The organism is Jiella avicenniae, assembly GCF_021390325.1.
GTDB classification, from domain to species: Bacteria; Pseudomonadota; Alphaproteobacteria; order Rhizobiales; family Rhizobiaceae; genus Jiella; species Jiella avicenniae.
This window is the reverse complement of the sequence record NZ_JAJUWU010000011.1, coordinates 99,828-118,074: the sequence shown is the minus strand read 5'-3', so window position 1 is coordinate 118,074 and position 18,247 is coordinate 99,828. Positions and strand designations below refer to the sequence as shown.

Here is an 18,247-nt window from a genome sequence, read left to right as displayed (position 1 = left end):
CGCTCAGCCCTTCATCTTGAGCGGCAGGCCGGCGGCGACGAAATAGACCGTCCCCGCCAGCGCCGCGATCGTCTGGTGCAGCCGGCCGGCATGGTCGCGGAACGCGCGCGCCATGGCGTTGTCCGGCACGATGCCGAGCCCGACCTCGTTCGATACGAGGAGGACGGGGCCGGCGAGCCCGGCTTCCAGCGCCGCGCCGAGCGCGCCGCATTCCGCTTCGACGTCCCGCCCGGCCATCATCAGATTGGTCACCCAGAGGGTGAGGCAATCGACGAGGAGGAAACGGCCGGCTTCCGCCTCGCACCGCAGCGTCCCGGCGAGATCGAGCGGCGCCTCGACGGTCCGCCAGGCCGGCCCGCGATCGCTCCGGTGGCGGGCGATGCGAGCCGCCATCTCGTCGTCATGGGCCTCGCCGGTGGCGACGTAGACCGGCGCGAGGCCGCTGCCGGCGACGAGGCCTTCGGCAAAGGCCGTCTTGCCGGAGCGCGCACCGCCGAGGACCAGGGTGAGCCGAGCCGGTCCGCCCATCGCTCAGGCCTCGGTGCCGACGAATCTGTCCATCGCCGCGCCGAGGGACAAGCCCAGAAGCACCCAGAACAGCGCGCCGGTCGCCAGCGACGCGACGGCGAATTCGGCCGCCAGCGTCGGCGGGATCGGGCTGGAAAGATCCGCCGGATGAGGCGCCGCGAAGAGATGCGGCACCACCAGGAGGAGAGCGCCGCCGGCCCTGACGACCGGCTGGCGCTTGAGGACGAGGCAATAGAGCCCGGCGGCGGTGAGGGCGACGGTCGTGATCCACCAGGTCTGGCGCATCGCAAGATCGGCGACGGGCATCGCCGGAAGTTCAGGCGGCAGGCCGAGCGCCGGCGCCAGCGAGATCGCGGCAAAGCCCGCAAGGCCCCACAGCGCGCCGGTCCGCAGGGTGATCCGATGACCGGCGAGAAGCGCCACGGCGCCGAGGATCAGGGCAAAGCCCGCCCCGGTGACGAGGTTCGCCGTCAAAGTGCCGAGGGCGCGGCTTTCGAACGGGCTGGCGCCGCCCTCCTCACCCTCGGCCGCCGCAGGGCCGTGGACGAGGACCACCCGGCCCGCCTCATGGCCGGACAGGCCATGTGCATCGGCGGACGAGACGAGCGAGGCCCGGTGCTCGTGCGTCGGCGCGCTTCCGTGGCCGCCCCGTTCGTAGATCTCGGCATGCTCGATCAGCGGAACGAGCTTGAGATAGTGGACCGGCGTCATGAGAATGCCGACGAAGAGCCCGGCCGCAAGCGCTGCCAGGAGATATCTGACCAACATGATGGAGCTTTCCCGTTGCCGGCTGCGATGCGCCGGCCCGTGACTGACTGGATGGACGAAAGGCCCGGCGGTGCGCCGGCAGAGCCGCGGTCAGTGGCAGGGAAAGCCGAAGGCGTGGCGAACGTCGTGGGCCGTGTCGTGCAGGGCGGCCGAATGGGCGAAGCCCGCACCCCAGACGAAGAAGGCGCCGAGAACGAGGGCGAAAAGCCCGGTGGCGATGCGCGTGCCGGATGTGGCGGCCGCAATCCGATGCGTGTCAGTCGTCATGATCAACCTCCGTGACGGCCGCTCACCACGAGCGGCGTTTATCGGAAGGCCGGCAGGTCTCCTGGCTCGCGGGTCGTCGAAATCCGTCTCGCCTTCCCGGAGGGGTCTCCAGTGGCTTTCAGGCGCCGAGGCGCGGAATGCGCTTCGGGTCCGTGACGAATCTCTCGCCGCTCTACAGTCGCGGGGTCGGCTGCGATGAAGGCCCCCGACTTGGGTCGACCCGTCGCATTCCCTCTTCGCCCCTGCCGCTTTGCGGTGGGGGAACCGTCCTTCGCCCGGCGCCGAACGCGGCGCACGAGCCGTGCGAGACTAGCAGCCGGCTTGCCGGGCGCCAAGCGAAATCGCCCCGCGAACCGTGGACGGGCCTCGCGGGCGGACCGATCCCGGCCGGGCGACGACCCCGAGCGAGGAGCGTCGGGCCTTTCCCGCGGCGCCCCCCATTCGCCGATGGAGCGGGACGGGCCGGGGCTTTCCATCTCTCCCAAGGCAACTCGGCCCGCATTTCGAGCAACCCGCAGCTTCGCAGCCCTACCGCAACGCAAAAACATCGCCTCGAAACGGTTCTCGTTTCGCATCAGCCTCTATATCCCGTTCGACCGACACAATTTCGAGCAAGCGAGATCGACGGAGACTGAGGCGACATGTGCGGAATTTGCGGCGAGATTCGCTTCGACGGAAATCAGGCCTCGGGCGAGCGGCTGCAACGCATGGGCGATTGTCTGGCCCGGCGCGGCCCCGACGGGGCCGGGCAGGTGGTGCGCGGGCCGATCGGGCTCGGCCACCGGCGGCTGAAGATCATCGACCTCAGTGAAAAGGCCCAGCAGCCGATGGTCGATCCCGAACTCGGCCTCACCATCGCCTTCAACGGCTGCATCTACAACTATCCGGAGCTGCGCCAGGAGCTTGAGGGCAAGGGCTACCGCTTCTTCTCGACCGGCGACACGGAAGTCATCATCAAGGCCTATCACGCCTGGGGCCGCGATTGCGTCAAGCGTTTCCACGGCATGTTCGCCTTCGCCATCGCCGAGCGCGAGAGCGGCCGGGTGATGCTGGCGCGGGACCGCTTCGGCATCAAGCCGCTCTATCTGTCGCAGACCGACAAGCGCCTCTATCTCGCCTCCTCGCTGCCGGCGATCCTTTCCACCGGCGACGTCGACCGGACGATCGACCGCGAGGCGCTGCACCACTACATGACCTTCCACGCCGTCGTCCCGCCGCCGCTGACCATCGTGAAGGGGGTGCGCAAGCTGCCGCCGGCGACGACCCGGATGATCGCGCCGGACGGCTCCTTCGACGACGAGGTCTACTGGGCGCCGGACTTCTCGCCCCGCCCCGGCGACGACAAGCTGTCGCCGACCGACTGGCGCGATCTCGTCATGGACGCGCTGAAGCTCGCGGTCGACCGGCGCATGGTCGCCGACGTCCCGGTCGGCGTTCTTTTGTCGGGCGGCGTCGATTCCTCGCTGATCGTCGGGCTTCTCGCCGAGGCAGGTCAGAAGGATCTCAACACCTTCTCGATCGGCTTCGAGGATGCCAATGGCGAGGTCGGCAACGAGTTCGAATTCTCCGACATCATCGCCAAGCACTACGGCACCGAGCATCACAAGATCTTCGTGCCGGGCTCCGAACTGATGGAGCATCTGCCGGGCACCATCAAGGCGATGTCCGAGCCGATGGTCTCCTACGACAATGTCGGCTTCTACCTGCTCTCGCGCGAGGTCTCCAAGCATATCAAGGTGGTGCAGTCCGGCCAGGGCGCCGACGAGATCTTCGGCGGCTATCACTGGTATCCGAAGATGGTCGGCGCCAACGATCCGCTGTCGGCCTATGCCGGCGCCTTCTTCGACCGCAGCCACGAGACGCTGAAGGGCCAGATCGCGCCCGAATGGATGACCGAGGAGGACGTCTCCCGCGATTTCGTCGCCCGGCACTTCGCCATGGAAGGCGCGACGAACCCGGTCGACAAGGCGCTGCGCGTCGACGCCCACGTCATGCTGGTCGACGATCCGGTCAAGCGCGTCGACAACATGACCATGGCCTGGGGCCTCGAGGCGCGCGTTCCGTTCCTCGACCATGAACTGGTCGAACTCGCCGCCCGGGTGCCGGCGGAGGAAAAGCTGAAGCAGGACGGCAAGGGCGTCCTCAAGGAAGTCGCCCGTCAGGTCGTTCCGTCCGAGGTGATCGACCGCAAGAAGGGCTACTTCCCGGTGCCGCAGCTCAAATACATCTCCGGCCCGTATCTCGACATGGTCAGGGATACGCTGAGCAACGACGCGGCGAAGAGCCGAGGCCTGTTCCGGCAATCCTATCTCGACGAACTCTTCGCCAACCCCTCGGAGCACATCACGCCGCTCCGGGGCTCGGAACTCTGGCAGGTCGCGCTTCTCGAACTGTGGCTGCAGGAACAGGGAGTCTGATCGGATGGCTGTCGAGAAGAAGACAGACCATCGCCTGGAGAAACTCCGCGCCTCCGGGCCGAGCGGCCCCGCCGCGCGGACGCGGGCCGATCAGGACGGACTGAAGAAGAACGCCATCCTCGATTGCGGCTGGGGCCGGCTGGTCTTCGGCCAGACCTTCGCCGATCCGCGCGAACTCGCCAATTCGCTGCGCGAAGAGGGTCCGGACCGGCGCGACATCGCCTTCTACGTCAAGGATCCGCACGTCCTGCTCAGCCACGCGCCGCAGGAGTTGTTTCTCGATCCGTCCCATACCTACAGGCTCGATCTTGCGACCTACCGGCCGGGCACCCGTCGGCCGCGCGGCTATTTCATCCGGCGCCTCGCCTCCGAGCAGGACGCCACCGAGGTCAACCGCATCTACCAGTCGCGCCACATGGTGCAGGTGCATCCGGCCTTCTTCTGGACCAACCGCGACAATCGCGCGCTGACCTATTTCGTCGCCGAGGACGAGACCACCGGGGCGATCCTCGGCACGGTCACCGGCGTTCACGGCAAGCGCGCATTCGGCGATCCGGAGAACGGCTCCTCGCTCTGGTGCCTCGCCGTCGATCCGCAGGCGCCCCATCCCGGCATCGGCGAAAGTCTGGTGCGCCGTCTCGCCGAGCATTTCCAGGCCAGAGGCTGCGCCTTCATGGACCTGTCGGTGATGCACGACAACGAGCAGGCCATCCGGCTCTACGAAAAGCTCGGCTTCGTCCGCGTTTCCTATTTCACCATCAAGCGCAAGAACGAGATCAACGAGAAGCTCTTCACCGGCCCGAACGCCGAATACGAGCAACTCAATCCCTATGCGCGGATCATCGTCGAGGAGGCACGGCGCCGCGGCATCCACACCGAGGTGGTGGACGCGGCCGGCGGCTTCTTCCGCCTCACCCATGGCGGACGCACGGTGCTCTGCCGCGAGAGCCTGTCCGAACTGACCAGTGCCGTCGCCATGTCGATCTGCGACGACAAGACGGTGACCCGGCGCATGGTCGAAGCCGCGGGTGTGACCGTCCCCGAGCAGATTTCCGGCGACAGCGACGGCGCCGCGCTCTCGGCCTTTCTCGAAAAGCACGGCCAGGTCGTCGTGAAGCCCGCCCGCGGCGAGCAGGGGCGCGGCATTTCCGTCGGCATCGAGACGCTCGAAGACACGAAGACCGCCATCGAGGCGGCGCGGCAGCATTCGCCGAACGTCCTGGTCGAGGCCTGCTTTGCCGGCGACGACCTGCGACTCATCGTCATCGACTACCGCCTCGTCGCCGCGGCGCTGAGGAAGCCGCCGGTGATCACCGGCGACGGCCACTCCAGCGTCAGGGACCTGATCGAGCATCTGTCGCGCCGCCGTTCGGCCGCGACGGGCGGCGAGAGCAAGGTGCCGATGGACGCGGAGACCGAGCGCTGCGTGCGCCAGTCCGGCTACGCCATGGACGATACGCTGCCGGAGGGTGAGCGGATCACGGTCCGGAAGACCGCGAACCTCCACACCGGCGGCACGATTCACGACGTCACCGGGGATATTCACCCGGCGCTGGTCCAGGCGGCTGTTGCCGCCGCGAGGGCAATTGAGATACCGGTGACGGGCATCGACCTGATGATCAAATCGCCGGCACTGCCGGACTACGTGTTCATCGAGGCGAACGAGCGGCCGGGCCTGGCAAATCACGAACCGCAACCGACGGCGGAGCGATTCGTCGATCTGCTGTTCCCGCTGTCCGTGCCATTTTCAGTGAGAGCGGCCCGCACCAACCAGCGGAGATCGCTGAAGGAGGGCTGAGTGCCGAGGCTTACGATCGATACCGCGTATCTGACCGAGCAGCTGAAGACGCTCCTGAAAATTCCCTCCCCGACGGGCTACACCGACACCGTCGTCCGGCACGTCGCCAAGGAACTCGAACGGCTCGGCCTGAAGGTCGAACTGACCCGGCGGGGCGCCATCTCGGCGCTGCGCCAGGGCTCGCGGCGCGCTTCTGCCCGAGCCGTCGTCAGCCATCTCGACACGCTCGGCGCCCAGGTGAAGCGGATCAAGGAGAACGGCCGGCTGGAACTCGTGCCGATCGGCCACTGGTCGGCGCGTTTCGCCGAGGGCGCGCGCTGCATGATCTTTTCCGATGCCGGCACCTATCGGGGCACCATCCTGCCGCTGAAGGCCTCCGGACACACCTATAACGAGGAAGTCGATACGCTCCCCGTCGGCTGGGATTACGTCGAGCTGCGGGTCGATGCGCTGTCGCGCGACGCCGCCGAGATGGCGAGGCTCGGCATCGAGGTCGGCGACACGGTGGCGATCGATCCGCAGCCGGAATTCCTCGACAACGGCTACATCGTCTCGCGCCATCTCGACAACAAGGCCGGGGTCGCGGTGATGCTGGCGGCGATCAAGGCCATGGAGGATTCCGGCGCATCCACCCCGGTCGATACCCATTGGCTCTTCACCATCGCCGAGGAGGTCGGCGTCGGCGCGGCGTCGATCCTGACGCCCGACATCGCCTCGATGATCGCCGTCGACAACGGCACCTCGGCGCCGGGACAGAACTCGGCCGAGTTCGGCGTCACCATCGGCATGGCCGACCAGACCGGACCGTTCGACTACCACCTGACGAAGAAGCTGGTGCGCATCTGCCAGGACGAGGACATCCGCTACCAGAAGGACATCTTCCGCTACTACCGGTCGGATTCCGCCTCGGCGCTCGAAGCCGGCCACGACGTCCGGACCGCCCTCATCACCTTCGGCGTCGACGCCTCCCACGGCTACGAGCGCATCCACATGCACGCGCTGCGCTCGCTGTCGGAGTTGATCACCGCCTACCTGACCTCGCCGGTCGAGATCGAGCGCGACCGCAACTTCCATGCCGGGCTGAAGGGCTTCACCCGCCAGCCGGACGTGGAAGCCGCGCAGGAACTGGCGAGCGACACCGACCCCGCCGAGTAGGCGGCTGGCAGAGGGGCCGTCCGCCATGAGCTTCGACGACGTCCTCGCCATCCCCGGGCGGCTGTTGTGGAACCTCCTCGTCCTTCTCGGCGAGCTTTCGGCCGATCTCGTCGTCGCCGCCAAGGCCCACCCGATTCTGGCGGCCGTCGTCCTCCTGGTCTTCCTCGTCGCCCTCGTCCTGTCGCGCGGCGACGTCCTTCTCGTCCTCGTTCTCGGCTTCATCGCCGTCGCGGCGCTGATCGGCGCCGATCCGGTGGCCGAACTCGACAAGCGTCAGGCCTTCGCCACCCTGTCGATGCTGGCGATGCTGCTCATCGGGCTCGCCATGCGTCGCCAGCGCCTCATGCGCGAAGCGCTGGAGGACGAGATCGCCGCGCGCGAGGAGACGGTCGAGGAGGCCCGCCGGGCCGGCTGGCAGGCCGGGCTGAAATACCGCCCCGGCGAAGACGACACGCCACGCCTCGGCCCGCCGGAGTGATTTCAGAGCCGCGATCCCGGCACTGCCCGCTGTTGCGACGTTTTCGAGGGGGCGAAGGGGAAGCGGATGCGGATCGAGAACAGGTCGCCCTCGACCGTCCGCTCGATGGAACCCCGCAATTCACCGCGGATCGTCATGTCGATGAGCCTCGTGCCGAAGCCGGATTTCGCGGCCGGGAGATCGGGCTTGTCACCGCCCGTCTCCAGCCAGTCGATGAGGAGATCGCTGCCGTCCTGCCGCCATGCCACCGTCAGTGAGCCGGCCGGATCCGACAGCGCGCCGTATTTCATCGCATTGGTGGCGATCTCGTGGAAGGTCAGGCCGAGCGCCTGCGCCACGGTTTCGTCGACCTTGATCGCCGGCCCGTCGAGCCGATAGTCGCCGTGGTCATCGCCGAAGACCTGGGCGAGTTCGGTGGCCAGGAGGTCGCGCAGCTCGGCCTCGCTCCATTGCGAGCGGGCGAGCATTTCCTGCGCGGCGGCCATCGCCTGCAGCCGGGCCGAATAGCTTTCGACGAAGTCGTCCAGGCTCGTGGCTCGTCGTGCGGTCTGCCGCGCGATCGACAGCATGCGGGCGATCGAGTTCTTGATCCGGTGGTTCATCTCGCGAAGGTGCATGTCCTTCTGCGCGAGGCTCCGCTCGCTTTCCCGGTTGAGCGCTGCGACGGCCTCGAGCCGCCGCGCCTGCACCAGGGTGAGCAAAGCGAGGGTCGAGGCGAGGAAGAGGACGAATGCGGCGAGAAGCGCCGCCGGATAGTTCGAGCCCAACCGCTCGAACCGTTCGCTCGGTGTGATTTTCAGGAGCCAGCTGCGACCGGCGACGTCGATCCGCCGCTCGACCGACAGATCGGGCCCGCCCGGCGGCGGCGTGTCGGCCGACGCGAAGATCAGGTTGTCCGGCGCCGCCGTGCCGTCGAAGACCTCGACGTGGATCGGCAGGAGCGGCTGATCGAACAGGGCGGCCGACAGCATGTCGCCGATCCGGAAGGGCGCATAGACGAAGCCCGGCGTCTCTCCCACCGGCCCCGCCCCGGCCGCCCCGGCCGGCGCCAGCGGCAGATAGATCAGGAAACCGAACTGCCGGTTCTCGTCGATCTCCTGGACGAGGCGCACCGGCGCGGAGGCCACCGCGCCGCCGCTCTCGGCCGCCGCGTCGATCGCCTGGCGGCGGGTGGCGTCGGAATACATGTCGAAGCCAAGCGCGACCCGGTTGCGCTCGTCCTGCGGTTCGAGCAGCACGATCGGCGTTCGCACCGCCTCGTCAGTCGCAGGCGGCCAGACCTTCACGGGCCGTCCGTAGCGGGCGGTGAGATCCTCGCCCAGCGCGGCCGCCTCGGTGGGCCGGATCGTCAGCGCGAGGCCGATCCCCTGGATGCCGTCGAAACGTTCGGCGAGGTCGAGGCCGCCGACATAGCGACGGAACGCCTCGACCGGAACCTCCGGGCCGGCGACGGCGACGAAGGAGCGCGCGGCATAGAGCAGCGACAGATGCAGCTCGAGCCGTGATGAGACGCGGCCGACGGCATCGTTGGTGATCCGCGCGAAACGGCGGCGGTCGGCATCCTCGCGCGACATCCAAAGCTGCCCCGCCAGCGACAGGCCGATGGCCGCCGCCAGGGAAAACACCACCACGGAGAGGATCCGCTTCCTCAAAGAATCGCCATGCCTCCGCGCCGCCCGCAAGACGCGAGGCGGCCCGAATCTCATAGGCGATCATGCACTTGAGCGAAACGTCGAATGCCCGTTTTCAAGGTCGCCGTGACCTTCTTGCCGGCTGTTTGGGTGGCTAAGGAATTACCGTACCGCCTCGCCGCCGCCGCGAAGGGCAGTCAGCGCGCCGGCGACGGCGGTGAGCAGCCAGCCGGCGATCAGCATCGTCCCGCCGGTCGGCGCGGCATTGGCGAACAGCGAGGCGCCGGTGGCCGCGCGGGTGGCGAGGTCGCCGGAGAACAACACGACCCCGACGATCAGCGCGGCGCCGGAAAGACCGAGCAGCCGCGGTGCGCGGGAGAGAACCGCCGCCAGCCCGAGCAGCGCCGGTGCGTGGATCAGCGCCATGGAGGCGGCGATCGCCACGAAGCGGTCGTCGCCGGCGACATGGGCGGCCAGCGCCGCACCCGCGACGCCGGCTGCGCCGAACAGTCCGGCAAAGACGATGAAAAGTCCCGAAAGCACGCGCACTCCGCTCGCCGACATCGCCGCCTCAGCCCCGCCGGCCGGATTCGATGCCCGGCGGCACGGTGTCCGTCGCCGGCGTGTCGGATTCCCGGGTGGTGACGGCCATGCGCGGCATCTCGTCGAGCACCGAGCCGGGCCACAGCCTGTAGCCGACGGCATAGGACGCCTTGGCGAGGAGATGCGCCGACAGCGGGGCCGTCAGAAGGAAGAAGGCGATGGCCGCGATCGCCCGGAGAGCTTCGGGCCCGGAGTGGGAGACCAGCGCGAGCGCCAGGAGCATCATGCCCGAGCCGACGGAGCCTGCCTTCGAGGCGGCGTGCATGCGGGTGTAGAGATCCGGCAGGCGCAGGATGCCGAAGGCCGCGACCGCGGCAAAGGCGGAGCCGGCGACGATCAACAGGCCGGCGAGAATGGAAAGGGTGGCTGCGATCATCGGCTCTTGCCCGTTTCGACCGTGTTGCCTCTGGCTGCGAAGGGATCGTCGTCCATCTCCGTCACGCCCTGGCGCTCCGTGTCGTCGCCGGTCTTGCCGCGGGCGAGGATGAAGCGGGCGAAGGCGACGGTCGCCAAGAAGCCGACCAGGCCGAGGGCGATCGCCAGGTCGACATAGAGGGTGAAGCCGGTATCGATGCCGATGACCGCGATGAAGCCGATGGCGACCGAGGTCAGCATGTCGAGGCCGAGCACCCGGTCCGGCAGCGTCGGGCCTCTGATGATCCGCACCACCGTGAGCAGGAAGGCCAGCCCCAGCAGCACCAGCGACAGGTCGAGGCAGACGTCGAGGAAGAATTCGGCGAAGTCGGGATAATTCATCGGAACGCCTCGAGGATCTTGCGTTCGAAGCCGTTGGCGATGTCGGCCCGCGCGCCTTCGGGATCGGAACAGTCGATCGCATGGACGTAGAGGGTCGAGCGATCCTCCGAGACGTCGACCGAAAGCGTTCCGGGCGTCAGGGTGATGAGGTTGGCGAGAAGCGTGATCTCGAAGTCCCGGTCGACCTTGAGGCGATAGGCGAAGATGCCGGGGGTGAGATCCATGTCCCGCGAGAGCACCATCGCCGCGACGCGCCATGCCGACATCAGCAATTCCTTCAGGAAGAGCAGAAACAGCGAAAAGATCCGGCCGAGGCGGCCGAAATAGCCGCTCGTGCCGATCTCCCGGCGGATCAGATAGAGCGAGGCGGCGCCGAGCAGGAAGCCGAAGACGAGATTGAGAAAGGTGAAGGAGCCGCTGACGACGGTCCAGGTCAGCGCCAGGACGATGTTGATCAGGAACATGATCACGATCCGCCTCCGAAGACCGAGCCGACATAGGCCGCGGGATCGACGATGCCGCGGGCCGCGACGTCGGTGAGTTCCGTCAGCCACTGCGGCAGGATGCCGGCCGCGACGACGAAGACCGCCAGCATCAGGAGGGGCAGGAGCGACACGAGCGGCGCGGGCTCGCCCTCCGCCCGGAAGACGGCGTTCTCGGCATCGGCTTCCGGCGCAGCGGGCGCATTGCGCCAGAAGGCCAGCGCGAAGACCCGCGCGCTCGCCACCGTCATCAGGAAGCCGGTGAGAAGGATGATCGCGCCCAGCACCGGCAGCCCCGCCTGAAACGCGCCTCGGACCAGAATGACCTTCGGCCAGAAGCCGGAGAAGGGCGGCAGCCCGGAGACGGCCAGAAGGAAGACCAGCATCAGCGCCGCCAGCGCCGGTCTCGACCGCCACAGCCCGCCCATCACCCGCAGCGACGAGGAGCCGGCGATCCGCGCCGCGGTGCCGGCGGCGAGATAGAGCGCGGTCATCACCATGATCGAGTGGACGGCGTAGAACACGGCGCCCGACAGCCCGACGACCTGGCTCGTCGATCCCGGCAGAAGAGCAGCCGCCTCACCCGCCGCGGCATCCGTCGCCGCCGCCCCCGCAGAGGTCGCGACCATGCCGGCCGCCGCCCCGCCGCCGGGCTCGGTCAGGGCGAGGCCGGCGAAGATCGTGCCGATGCCGGCGATGACGAAGTAGTTGAGCAGGCGCCGCAGGTCGCTCTGCGCCAGGGCACCGAAGGCTCCGACCAGCATGGTCAGCGCCGCCACCCAGGCGATCAGCGTCGCGAGATCGGCATGCTGGGGCGGAAACAGCATCAGAAGGACGCGGATCAGCGCATAGACGCCGACCTTGGTGAGAAGCCCGGCGAACAGCGCCGACACGACGAAGCGCGGCGTGTGGTAGGAGGCCGGCAGCCAGAAGTTCAACGGAAAGGCGGCCGCCTTCATGCCGAAGGCGACGAGATAGAGGACGGCGATGGTCAAAAGCGCGCCGTCGTTCTCGAACCGCCCGGCCTTTTCGGCGATGTCGGCCATGTTGAGCGTGCCAAAGAGGCCGTAGAGATAGCCTGTGGTGACGAGGAAGAGCGTCGTCGCGACGAGGTTGAGAAAGCAGTATTTGGTCGCGCCGTCGAGCTGCTCGTGCTCCGAACCGAGGATCAGAAGCCCGAAGGAGCCGATCAGCAGAACCTCGAACCAGACATAGAGGTTGAAGACGTCGCCGGTGAGGAAGGCGCCGGACACCCCGCCCATCATCAGGAACAGGAAGGGAAAGAATCCGTAGCGCCGCTCGGTCCGACTGATCGAAAAGGTCGCGTAGATCGACGACGCCAGCGCCACGAACCCGGCCGTGGTGACGAACAGGGCGCCCAGCATGTCGACGGTGAAGGCGATGCCGAAGGGCGGCTGCCAGTCGCCCATCATCATCGTCCGAGGGCCGTCCGCCGCGACCTTCAGGAGCAGGAGGACGTCGGCGGCAAACAGGAGGCAGAAGCCCGGAATGGCGACGAAGGGATGCCAGTCGACGCGCTTTCGTATCATCAGCAGCCCGGCGCCGAAGAGCAGGCACAGCGCGACCGGCGCGACGACGAGGAAGTCCGCCGCCTGATAGGCGCCGTGGACCATCGCCTCGGCCTTCAGTGTCGCAAGTTCGGAAGAAGGTGCGGCCATGTCGCGATCAGTATCCCAGCGGCGGTGGGCCGTCTTCCTCGGGCTCGGCGACACGCATCTGGTCGGTGTCGTCGGTTCCGAGGTCCTGATAGGCCCGATAGGCGAGCACCAGGAGGAAGGCGAAGAAGGAGAAGGAGATGACGATCGCCGTCAGGATCAGCGCCTGGGGCAGCGGGTTGGCGACGTCGGAAAGCGGCGCCTCGGCCCCCTCCGGCACCAGCGGCGGCGCGACGGAGGTAATGCGTCCGGCGTTGAAGATCAGGATGTTCACCGCATTCGACAGAAGCACGACGCCGAGCAGCATGCGGATGATGTGCTTCGACAGGATGAGGTAGAGCGAGACGGCGAAGAGGCAGCCGACGACGAGGCTGAGAACGGTTTCCATCAGTCGCTCTCCCGTTCCTCGAGGGCGAGCGCGATCGACGAGATGCCCCCGACCACCACCAGATAGACGCCGATGTCGAAGAGCATCGGCGTCGACAGGGCGACCTCCGTGCCGAAGAATTTCGGGAAGATCCACAGACCCGTCATGAAGCCGCTCTTCGCAAAGACCGAGAAGATGCCGGCGCAGACGGCGGCGAACAGCCCGGCCGCGGCGATCGCCATGGGATGGAAGCCGAGCGCCCGGCGGACCGCCGCGACGCCGCAGGCGATGCCGTAGATCGCGAAGGCCGAGGCCGCGATCAGCCCGCCGATGAAGCCGCCGCCCGGATCGTTGTGGCCGCGCAGAAGCACGAAGATCGAGAACAGCACCATCAGCGCGGTGAGGTAGGGCGCCGTGAAGCGGAAGATGATCGTCCTCATGGCGTCGCCTCCGTTGGATCGGGTTGCGCCAGACCCTTCCTGCCGACCCGGACGCGGATCAGCGCCAGGACGGCGAGCCCCGTCGTCATCACCACGGCGATCTCTCCCATCGTGTCGACCCCGCGGAAGTCGACGATGATGACGTTGACGATGTTGTGGCCGTGGGCGATCGCGTAGCTGTAGCGCTCGAAGAAATCGGACAGGAGCGGATCGAAGGGCCGCTGCACCACCGACAGGAGAAACAGGCCGAAGCCCGCCCCGCCCGCGGCCGCCAGCGCGGCGTCGGGCAGCTTCTCGCGCATCGGCCGATGGTCGGCCGGCGAGAGCTTCAGCCTCGTCATCACGAGGGCGAGGATCACCACCGACAGCGTCTCGACCATGAACTGGGTGAAGGACAGATCCGGCGCGCCGAGCAGCATGAAGAGAAGCGCGGTGCCGAAGCCCTGGATGCCGAGGGAGACGATCGCCGTCAGGCGGTTCTTGGCGACCACCACGGCGACGATGCCGACGAGGATGAGCGCCACGACGAGCCACTCGTAAAAGCGCAGCTCCGGCATCTGCGGCTCGGCCGGCAGCGCGCCGCCGAGGATCATCGGCGCGAACAGGGCGGCGGTGATCACCATCACCGTGACGGTCATGTAGTAGTCGAGGCGGCCCGACTGGACGCGGCTGGTGATCCAGAAGGAAAACCGCAACAGGCCCCGCATCGCCTGGTCGAAGCCGTGATCGGGCCCCCAGCCGATCGCCGCGAGGGCCCCGCCCGTCGCCGCGCGGATGGCGTTCGAGGCGAGATAGATCACGATGCCGAGGGCGATCGTCGCCAGCGACAGGACGAAGGCGAGGTTGAGATGCGGCACCCAGGAGATCTCGATCTGCGCCGGGGCGCCGATCGCCGCACTCGCCATCGGGATCGAGAAGAGCTGGTGATAGGTCTCGTAGAACAGCGCCCCGAGGAGGCCGAGCACGCCGAGGACGAGCGGACCGAGCCAGATCGTCGGCGAGCCCTCGTGCGGATGGTGGATCGTCTCGGGCAACTTGCCGACGAAGGGCTTCAGCGCGACGATGAAGGCGGCGGCGAACATCAGCGCGTTGCCGAGGATCGCGGCGGCCATCAGCATGACGTGCCAGGCGTCGCCGTGCTCCAGCGCGTGATAGATCTCCTCCTTGGCGAGGAAGCCGACGAAGGGCGTGATGCCGCCCATCGACAGCGCGCAGAGAAGCGCCGCGGCGAAGGTGATCGGCATGTGCCTCGCCAGTCCGCCGAGCTTGCCGATCTCGCGGGTATGGGCGCCATGATCGACCGAGCCGGCGACCATGAACAGCCCGCCCTTGAACAGCGAATGGGCGATCAGATAGAGCACCGCGCCGATCAGTGCGTATTCGGTCGAAACGCCGATCAGCATGACCAGCAGCCCCAGCGAGGAGACGGTCGTGTAGGCGAGCGTGATCTTGATGTCCGTGGCGCGGACCGCCAGCAGCGCCCCCATGACCAGGGTGACGGCGCCGAAGAGCGGCAGCACCGTCGTCCACAGCGCCGTGTCGCCGAGCGCCGGCTGCATGCGCAGGAGCAGGTAGACGCCCGCCTTCACCATGGTCGCCGAATGGAGATAGGCCGAGACCGGCGTCGGCGCCTCCATGGCGTTGGGCAGCCACACGTGAAACGGCATCTGCGCCGACTTGGTGAAGGCGCCGGCGAGCACGAGAACGAAGATCGGCAGGTAATACGGACCGACCCGCAGGGCGTCGCCGGCGGCGAGGATCTCGCTCATCGAATTGAAGCCGGCGAGTTCGCGGATCAGGATGAAGCCGGCGAGCAGCGCGAGGCCGCCGCCGCCGGTGATCGCCAGCGCCTGGATGGCGCCGCGCCGCGCCCTCTCCCGCTCGTGGTCGAAGCCGATCAGCAGGAAGGAGGTGATCGAGGTCAGCTCCCAATAGACGAACAGGGTCATCAGGTCGTCGGCGAGGACGAGGCCGAGCATCGAGCCCATGAACATCAGGATGAAGGAGAAGAACCGTCCCTGGTCGCGGTGGCCGGCGAGATAGCCGCCGGAATAGAGCACGATCAGCGTGCCGATGCCGGTGATGAGAAGCCCGAAGGTCGAGGCGAGGCCGTCGATGCGGAAGGAGAAGCGGACGTCGAAGGCCGGGATCCACTCGTAGCCGAAGGAGACGACGCCGCCGCTGGTGACGGTCGGCAGGAAGGAGAAGAGGATGGCGAAAGCCGCCGCCGGCGCCAGCGCCAGGATCCAGCCCGCATAGGCCCCGAAGATCCGCTTCAGGATCGGCGCGAGCGCTGCGGCGATGAATGGCAGGGCAAGGGCCAGGGTTCCTCCGGTCGTCGCCTCGATTTCCGCCATCCGCCGCCCTTGTCCTTCCCCCGCGCTGGTCCGGCGCCCCGACCCCCGAGGCCCCGTCCCACGTTCTATATTAACCGGCAAAGCCGGGGGCAAGGACGGTGGCGACGCCGAGCGTCCGGTTTCCAGCGCTGCGACGAGGCCGGACTTGCGAAGCGCCGGCGGACGGCTTACCTGCGGAGCGGGCTCGTTCCGCGATTTGCCGGCAATTCTGCAAGGGTTTCGTCACCAATCTCTCGGCGGCTGCTCGCGACGGGTCGGCGGCTTTGGCATGGTGTCGGAAAAATCGCGACGATTGCGGCGCGATCCGGCCCGCCCCGCCTTTTCGACGACACGCCTGGAAGCCTCTCGAATATGAAACGTTTCGCTCATCCCGCCGAACTTCCCAAGCCGCCGCTCCCCGAGCAGCGCCCATCGAGCGATACGCGTCACGGCCGCCAGCGGCACGATCCCTATGCCTGGCTGCGGGCGGAGAACTGGCAGGAGGTGTTCAAGGACACCGGACTTCTCGACCCGACGATCCGCGCCCATCTCGAAGCGGAAAACGATTATCAAAAAGTCGTCATGAGCGGGACGGACGCCCTGCGCGAGGCGCTGGTCAGGGAAATGCGCGGGCGAATCAAGGAAGACGATTCCTCCGTTCCCGCCCCCGACGGCCCCTACGCCTACGGCATCGCCTATGAGGCCGGCGCCGAACATCCCCGCTTCATCCGCGTGGCGCGCGAGGGCGGGCCCGAGGAGGTTCTGCTCGATGCGCAGATCGAGGCGGCGGGGCGGCCCTACTTCTCCCTCGGCGGCGCCAGCCACTCCGTCGACCATCGCTGGCTCGCCTATGCCTATGACGACAAGGGTTCGGAGTTCTACACGCTCAAGATCCGCGATCTTCAGAGCGGCGAGGACCTTCCCGACGTCGTCGAGGATACCGGCGGCGGCGGCGTCTGGTCGGCACGGTCGAACGGCGTCTTCTATACGCGGCTCGATTCCAACCACCGGCCGAGCCGGGTGTTCTTCCACAGGCTCGGCGACGGCCCGGCCGACGACGCGCTGATCTACGAGGAAACCGATCCGGGCTTCTTCATGGGCGTCGGCAAGACCCAGTCCGGCGAGTTCGTGGTCATCGACATCCACGACCACGAGACGTCGGAATGCTGGCTGATCCCCGCCGCCAACCCGGCCGCCGAGCCGCGGCTTCTCGCCGAGCGCGAGACCGGCGTCGAATACGACGTCGACGAGGGCGGCGGCCGCCTCTACATCCGGACCAATGCCGACGGCGCCCACGACTACAAGATCGTCACCGCGCCGGTCGACTCCGTCGGCCGCAGCGAGTGGGCCGACTACGTCCCGCACGAGGACGGCCGGCTGGTCCTCGACCACTTCGTCCTGAAGAACCACCTGATCTGGCTGGAGCGTCGCGACGGCCTGCCGCGCATCGTCGTCAAACGCCTTTCGGACGGCGAGGAACACGCCGTCGACTTCGCCGAGGAGGCCTATTCCCTCGGCCTGTCGGGCACCTACGAGTTCGAGACGACGGCGATCCGCTTCACCTATTCCTCGCCGACGACCCCGTCGCAGACCTATGAATACGACGTCGAGACGCGCGAGCGGACGCTTCTGAAGACCCAGGAGGTCCCCACCGGCCACGATCCCGCGCGCTACGTCACCCGGCGGATCTTCGCCGCGGCGAAGGACGGCGAGAGCGTGCCGGTCACGCTCCTCTATGCCAAGGATACCCCGCTCGACGGCTCGGCGCCCTGCCTCCTCTATGGCTACGGCTCCTACGGCATCACCATCCCCGCGAGCTTCGGCACCAACATCCTGTCGCTGGTGGATCGCGGCTACGTCTATGCCATCGCCCACATCCGCGGCGGCAAGGACAAGGGCTTCCGCTGGTACGACGCCGGCCGCCGGCGCAACAAGGCGAACACCTTCACCGACTTCATCGCCGCCGCCGACCACCTCGTCGCCGAGCACTTCACCTCGCACGACCGCATCGTCGCCGAAGGCGGCTCGGCCGGCGGCATGCTGATGGGCGCCGTCGCCAACATGGCGCCGGAAAAGTTCGGCGGCATCGTCGCCGTCGTTCCCTTCGTCGACGTCCTCAACACCATGCTCGACGACACATTGCCGCTGACCCCGCCGGAATGGCCGGAATGGGGCAATCCCGTCCTGTCGGGCGAGGACTACGAGGTGATCGCCTCCTACTCGCCCTACGACAACGTCAAGCCGCAGGCCTATCCGCCGATCCTCGTCCTCGCCGGTCTGACCGACCCGCGGGTGACCTATTGGGAGCCGGCGAAATGGGTGGCGCGCCTGCGCGAGATGAAGACCGACGACAATCCGGTGCTGCTGAGGACCAACATGGATTCGGGCCATGCCGGCGCCTCGGGACGGTTCTCGAAGCTCGAGGAGATCGCCTATGTCTACGCCTTCGCGCTCAGGCTGATGGGGATCGTGGAGTAGTCCGAGCTTCGCGACCGGCGGGTCGCTTGCCGTCGGATTGGTAGACCACGGCTTCCGAGGGAACTCG

General features: G+C 67.6%; 17 protein-coding genes and 1 riboswitch. Of the genes, 5 read left to right on the top strand and 12 right to left on the bottom strand.

Features of this window, described 5'->3' with window-relative positions; all coding sequences use genetic code 11:
* Positions 1-3: 3 nt before the first annotated feature.
* The 3 genes from cobU to LZD57_RS13020 all read right to left on the bottom strand — a co-directional run bounded on the left by cobU (position 4) and on the right by LZD57_RS13020 (position 1,563).
* Positions 4-528, bottom strand: a complete 525-nt coding sequence (cobU, locus tag LZD57_RS13030; protein ID WP_233719910.1) for a bifunctional adenosylcobinamide kinase/adenosylcobinamide-phosphate guanylyltransferase — start codon at positions 526-528, stop codon at positions 4-6.
* Positions 529-531: 3 nt separating this feature from the next.
* A complete protein-coding gene (locus LZD57_RS13025; protein WP_233719909.1) occupies positions 532-1,296 on the bottom strand; it encodes a CbtA family protein in 765 nt (254 codons plus the stop codon).
* Positions 1,297-1,386: 90 nt separating this feature from the next.
* Entirely contained in the window at positions 1,387-1,563 is a 177-nt protein-coding gene (locus LZD57_RS13020) for a CbtB domain-containing protein (RefSeq protein WP_233719908.1), read from the bottom strand.
* 34 nt (positions 1,564-1,597) lie between these two features.
* Positions 1,598-1,847: riboswitch (cobalamin riboswitch) on the bottom strand.
* Positions 1,848-2,204: 357 nt separating this feature from the next.
* Between LZD57_RS13020 and LZD57_RS13015 the strand changes: the two genes are divergently transcribed.
* The 4 genes from LZD57_RS13015 to LZD57_RS13000 are packed head-to-tail and all read left to right on the top strand — an operon-like array spanning position 2,205 to position 7,411.
* A complete protein-coding gene (locus LZD57_RS13015) occupies positions 2,205-3,980 on the top strand; it encodes an N-acetylglutaminylglutamine amidotransferase (RefSeq protein ID WP_233719907.1) in 1,776 nt (591 codons plus the stop codon).
* 4 nt (positions 3,981-3,984) lie between these two features.
* Positions 3,985-5,778, top strand: coding sequence for an N-acetylglutaminylglutamine synthetase (gene ngg, locus LZD57_RS13010; RefSeq protein WP_233719906.1), 1,794 nt, complete (start codon positions 3,985-3,987; stop codon positions 5,776-5,778).
* Entirely contained in the window at positions 5,779-6,933 is a 1,155-nt protein-coding gene (locus LZD57_RS13005; RefSeq protein WP_233719905.1) for an osmoprotectant NAGGN system M42 family peptidase, read from the top strand. It abuts the gene before it with no gap.
* 25 nt (positions 6,934-6,958) lie between these two features.
* A complete protein-coding gene (locus LZD57_RS13000; RefSeq protein WP_233719904.1) occupies positions 6,959-7,411 on the top strand; it encodes a hypothetical protein in 453 nt (150 codons plus the stop codon).
* A gap of 2 nt (positions 7,412-7,413) precedes the next feature.
* On the opposite strand, the gene LZD57_RS12995 is transcribed toward LZD57_RS13000, so the two are convergent.
* From LZD57_RS12995 to LZD57_RS12955, 9 genes are all read right to left on the bottom strand, one after another.
* A complete protein-coding gene (locus LZD57_RS12995) occupies positions 7,414-9,042 on the bottom strand; it encodes a CHASE domain-containing protein (RefSeq protein WP_233719903.1) in 1,629 nt (542 codons plus the stop codon).
* Positions 9,043-9,204: 162 nt separating this feature from the next.
* Positions 9,205-9,585, bottom strand: coding sequence for a DUF423 domain-containing protein (locus tag LZD57_RS12990; RefSeq protein WP_420844803.1), 381 nt, complete (start codon positions 9,583-9,585; stop codon positions 9,205-9,207).
* Between the two features lie 28 nt (positions 9,586-9,613).
* A complete protein-coding gene (mnhG, locus tag LZD57_RS12985; protein ID WP_233719901.1) occupies positions 9,614-10,021 on the bottom strand; it encodes a monovalent cation/H(+) antiporter subunit G in 408 nt (135 codons plus the stop codon).
* On the bottom strand, positions 10,018-10,401 hold the full coding sequence (locus LZD57_RS12980; RefSeq protein WP_233719900.1) for a cation:proton antiporter: 384 nt from the start codon (positions 10,399-10,401) through the stop codon (positions 10,018-10,020). The genes mnhG and LZD57_RS12980 overlap by 4 nt, the downstream gene beginning before the upstream one ends.
* Complete coding sequence (locus tag LZD57_RS12975; protein ID WP_233719899.1) at positions 10,398-10,871, bottom strand: Na+/H+ antiporter subunit E; 474 nt, start codon at positions 10,869-10,871, stop codon at positions 10,398-10,400. The genes LZD57_RS12980 and LZD57_RS12975 overlap by 4 nt, the downstream gene beginning before the upstream one ends.
* Positions 10,868-12,562 (bottom strand): proton-conducting transporter transmembrane domain-containing protein, encoded by a 1,695-nt coding sequence (locus LZD57_RS12970; RefSeq protein WP_233719898.1) that lies wholly within the window; start codon positions 12,560-12,562, stop codon positions 10,868-10,870. Before LZD57_RS12970 ends, LZD57_RS12975 begins: the two co-directional genes overlap by 4 nt.
* A 7-nt stretch (positions 12,563-12,569) precedes the next feature.
* Complete coding sequence (locus tag LZD57_RS12965; protein ID WP_233719897.1) at positions 12,570-12,947, bottom strand: Na+/H+ antiporter subunit C; 378 nt, start codon at positions 12,945-12,947, stop codon at positions 12,570-12,572.
* Positions 12,947-13,366 (bottom strand): Na(+)/H(+) antiporter subunit B, encoded by a 420-nt coding sequence (locus tag LZD57_RS12960; RefSeq protein WP_233719896.1) that lies wholly within the window; start codon positions 13,364-13,366, stop codon positions 12,947-12,949. Before LZD57_RS12960 ends, LZD57_RS12965 begins: the two co-directional genes overlap by 1 nt.
* Positions 13,363-15,723 (bottom strand): putative monovalent cation/H+ antiporter subunit A, encoded by a 2,361-nt coding sequence (locus LZD57_RS12955; protein ID WP_233719895.1) that lies wholly within the window; start codon positions 15,721-15,723, stop codon positions 13,363-13,365. The genes LZD57_RS12960 and LZD57_RS12955 overlap by 4 nt, the downstream gene beginning before the upstream one ends.
* Before the next feature lie 351 nt (positions 15,724-16,074).
* Here LZD57_RS12955 and LZD57_RS12950 point away from each other — a divergent pair, with 351 nt between their 5' ends.
* Complete coding sequence (locus LZD57_RS12950) at positions 16,075-18,180, top strand: S9 family peptidase (RefSeq protein WP_233719894.1); 2,106 nt, start codon at positions 16,075-16,077, stop codon at positions 18,178-18,180.
* Positions 18,181-18,247 lie beyond the last annotated feature (67 nt).

What these genes read in the sequence shown, in the direction of transcription:
- cobU (WP_233719910.1), bottom strand. Translation starts at nt 528, where the DNA reads ATGGGCGGACCGGCTCGGCTCACCCTGGTCCTCGGCGGTGCGCGCTCC.
- LZD57_RS13025 (WP_233719909.1), bottom strand. Translation starts at nt 1,296, where the DNA reads ATGTTGGTCAGATATCTCCTGGCAGCGCTTGCGGCCGGGCTCTTCGTC.
- LZD57_RS13020 (WP_233719908.1), bottom strand. Translation starts at nt 1,563, where the DNA reads ATGACGACTGACACGCATCGGATTGCGGCCGCCACATCCGGCACGCGC.
- LZD57_RS13015 (WP_233719907.1), top strand. Translation starts at nt 2,205, where the DNA reads ATGTGCGGAATTTGCGGCGAGATTCGCTTCGACGGAAATCAGGCCTCG.
- ngg (WP_233719906.1), top strand. Translation starts at nt 3,985, where the DNA reads ATGGCTGTCGAGAAGAAGACAGACCATCGCCTGGAGAAACTCCGCGCC.
- LZD57_RS13000 (WP_233719904.1), top strand. Translation starts at nt 6,959, where the DNA reads ATGAGCTTCGACGACGTCCTCGCCATCCCCGGGCGGCTGTTGTGGAAC.
- mnhG (WP_233719901.1), bottom strand. Translation starts at nt 10,021, where the DNA reads ATGATCGCAGCCACCCTTTCCATTCTCGCCGGCCTGTTGATCGTCGCC.
- LZD57_RS12980 (WP_233719900.1), bottom strand. Translation starts at nt 10,401, where the DNA reads ATGAATTATCCCGACTTCGCCGAATTCTTCCTCGACGTCTGCCTCGAC.
- LZD57_RS12970 (WP_233719898.1), bottom strand. Translation starts at nt 12,562, where the DNA reads ATGGCCGCACCTTCTTCCGAACTTGCGACACTGAAGGCCGAGGCGATG.
- LZD57_RS12965 (WP_233719897.1), bottom strand. Translation starts at nt 12,947, where the DNA reads ATGGAAACCGTTCTCAGCCTCGTCGTCGGCTGCCTCTTCGCCGTCTCG.
- LZD57_RS12960 (WP_233719896.1), bottom strand. Translation starts at nt 13,366, where the DNA reads ATGAGGACGATCATCTTCCGCTTCACGGCGCCCTACCTCACCGCGCTG.
- LZD57_RS12955 (WP_233719895.1), bottom strand. Translation starts at nt 15,723, where the DNA reads ATGGCGGAAATCGAGGCGACGACCGGAGGAACCCTGGCCCTTGCCCTG.
- LZD57_RS12950 (WP_233719894.1), top strand. Translation starts at nt 16,075, where the DNA reads ATGAAACGTTTCGCTCATCCCGCCGAACTTCCCAAGCCGCCGCTCCCC.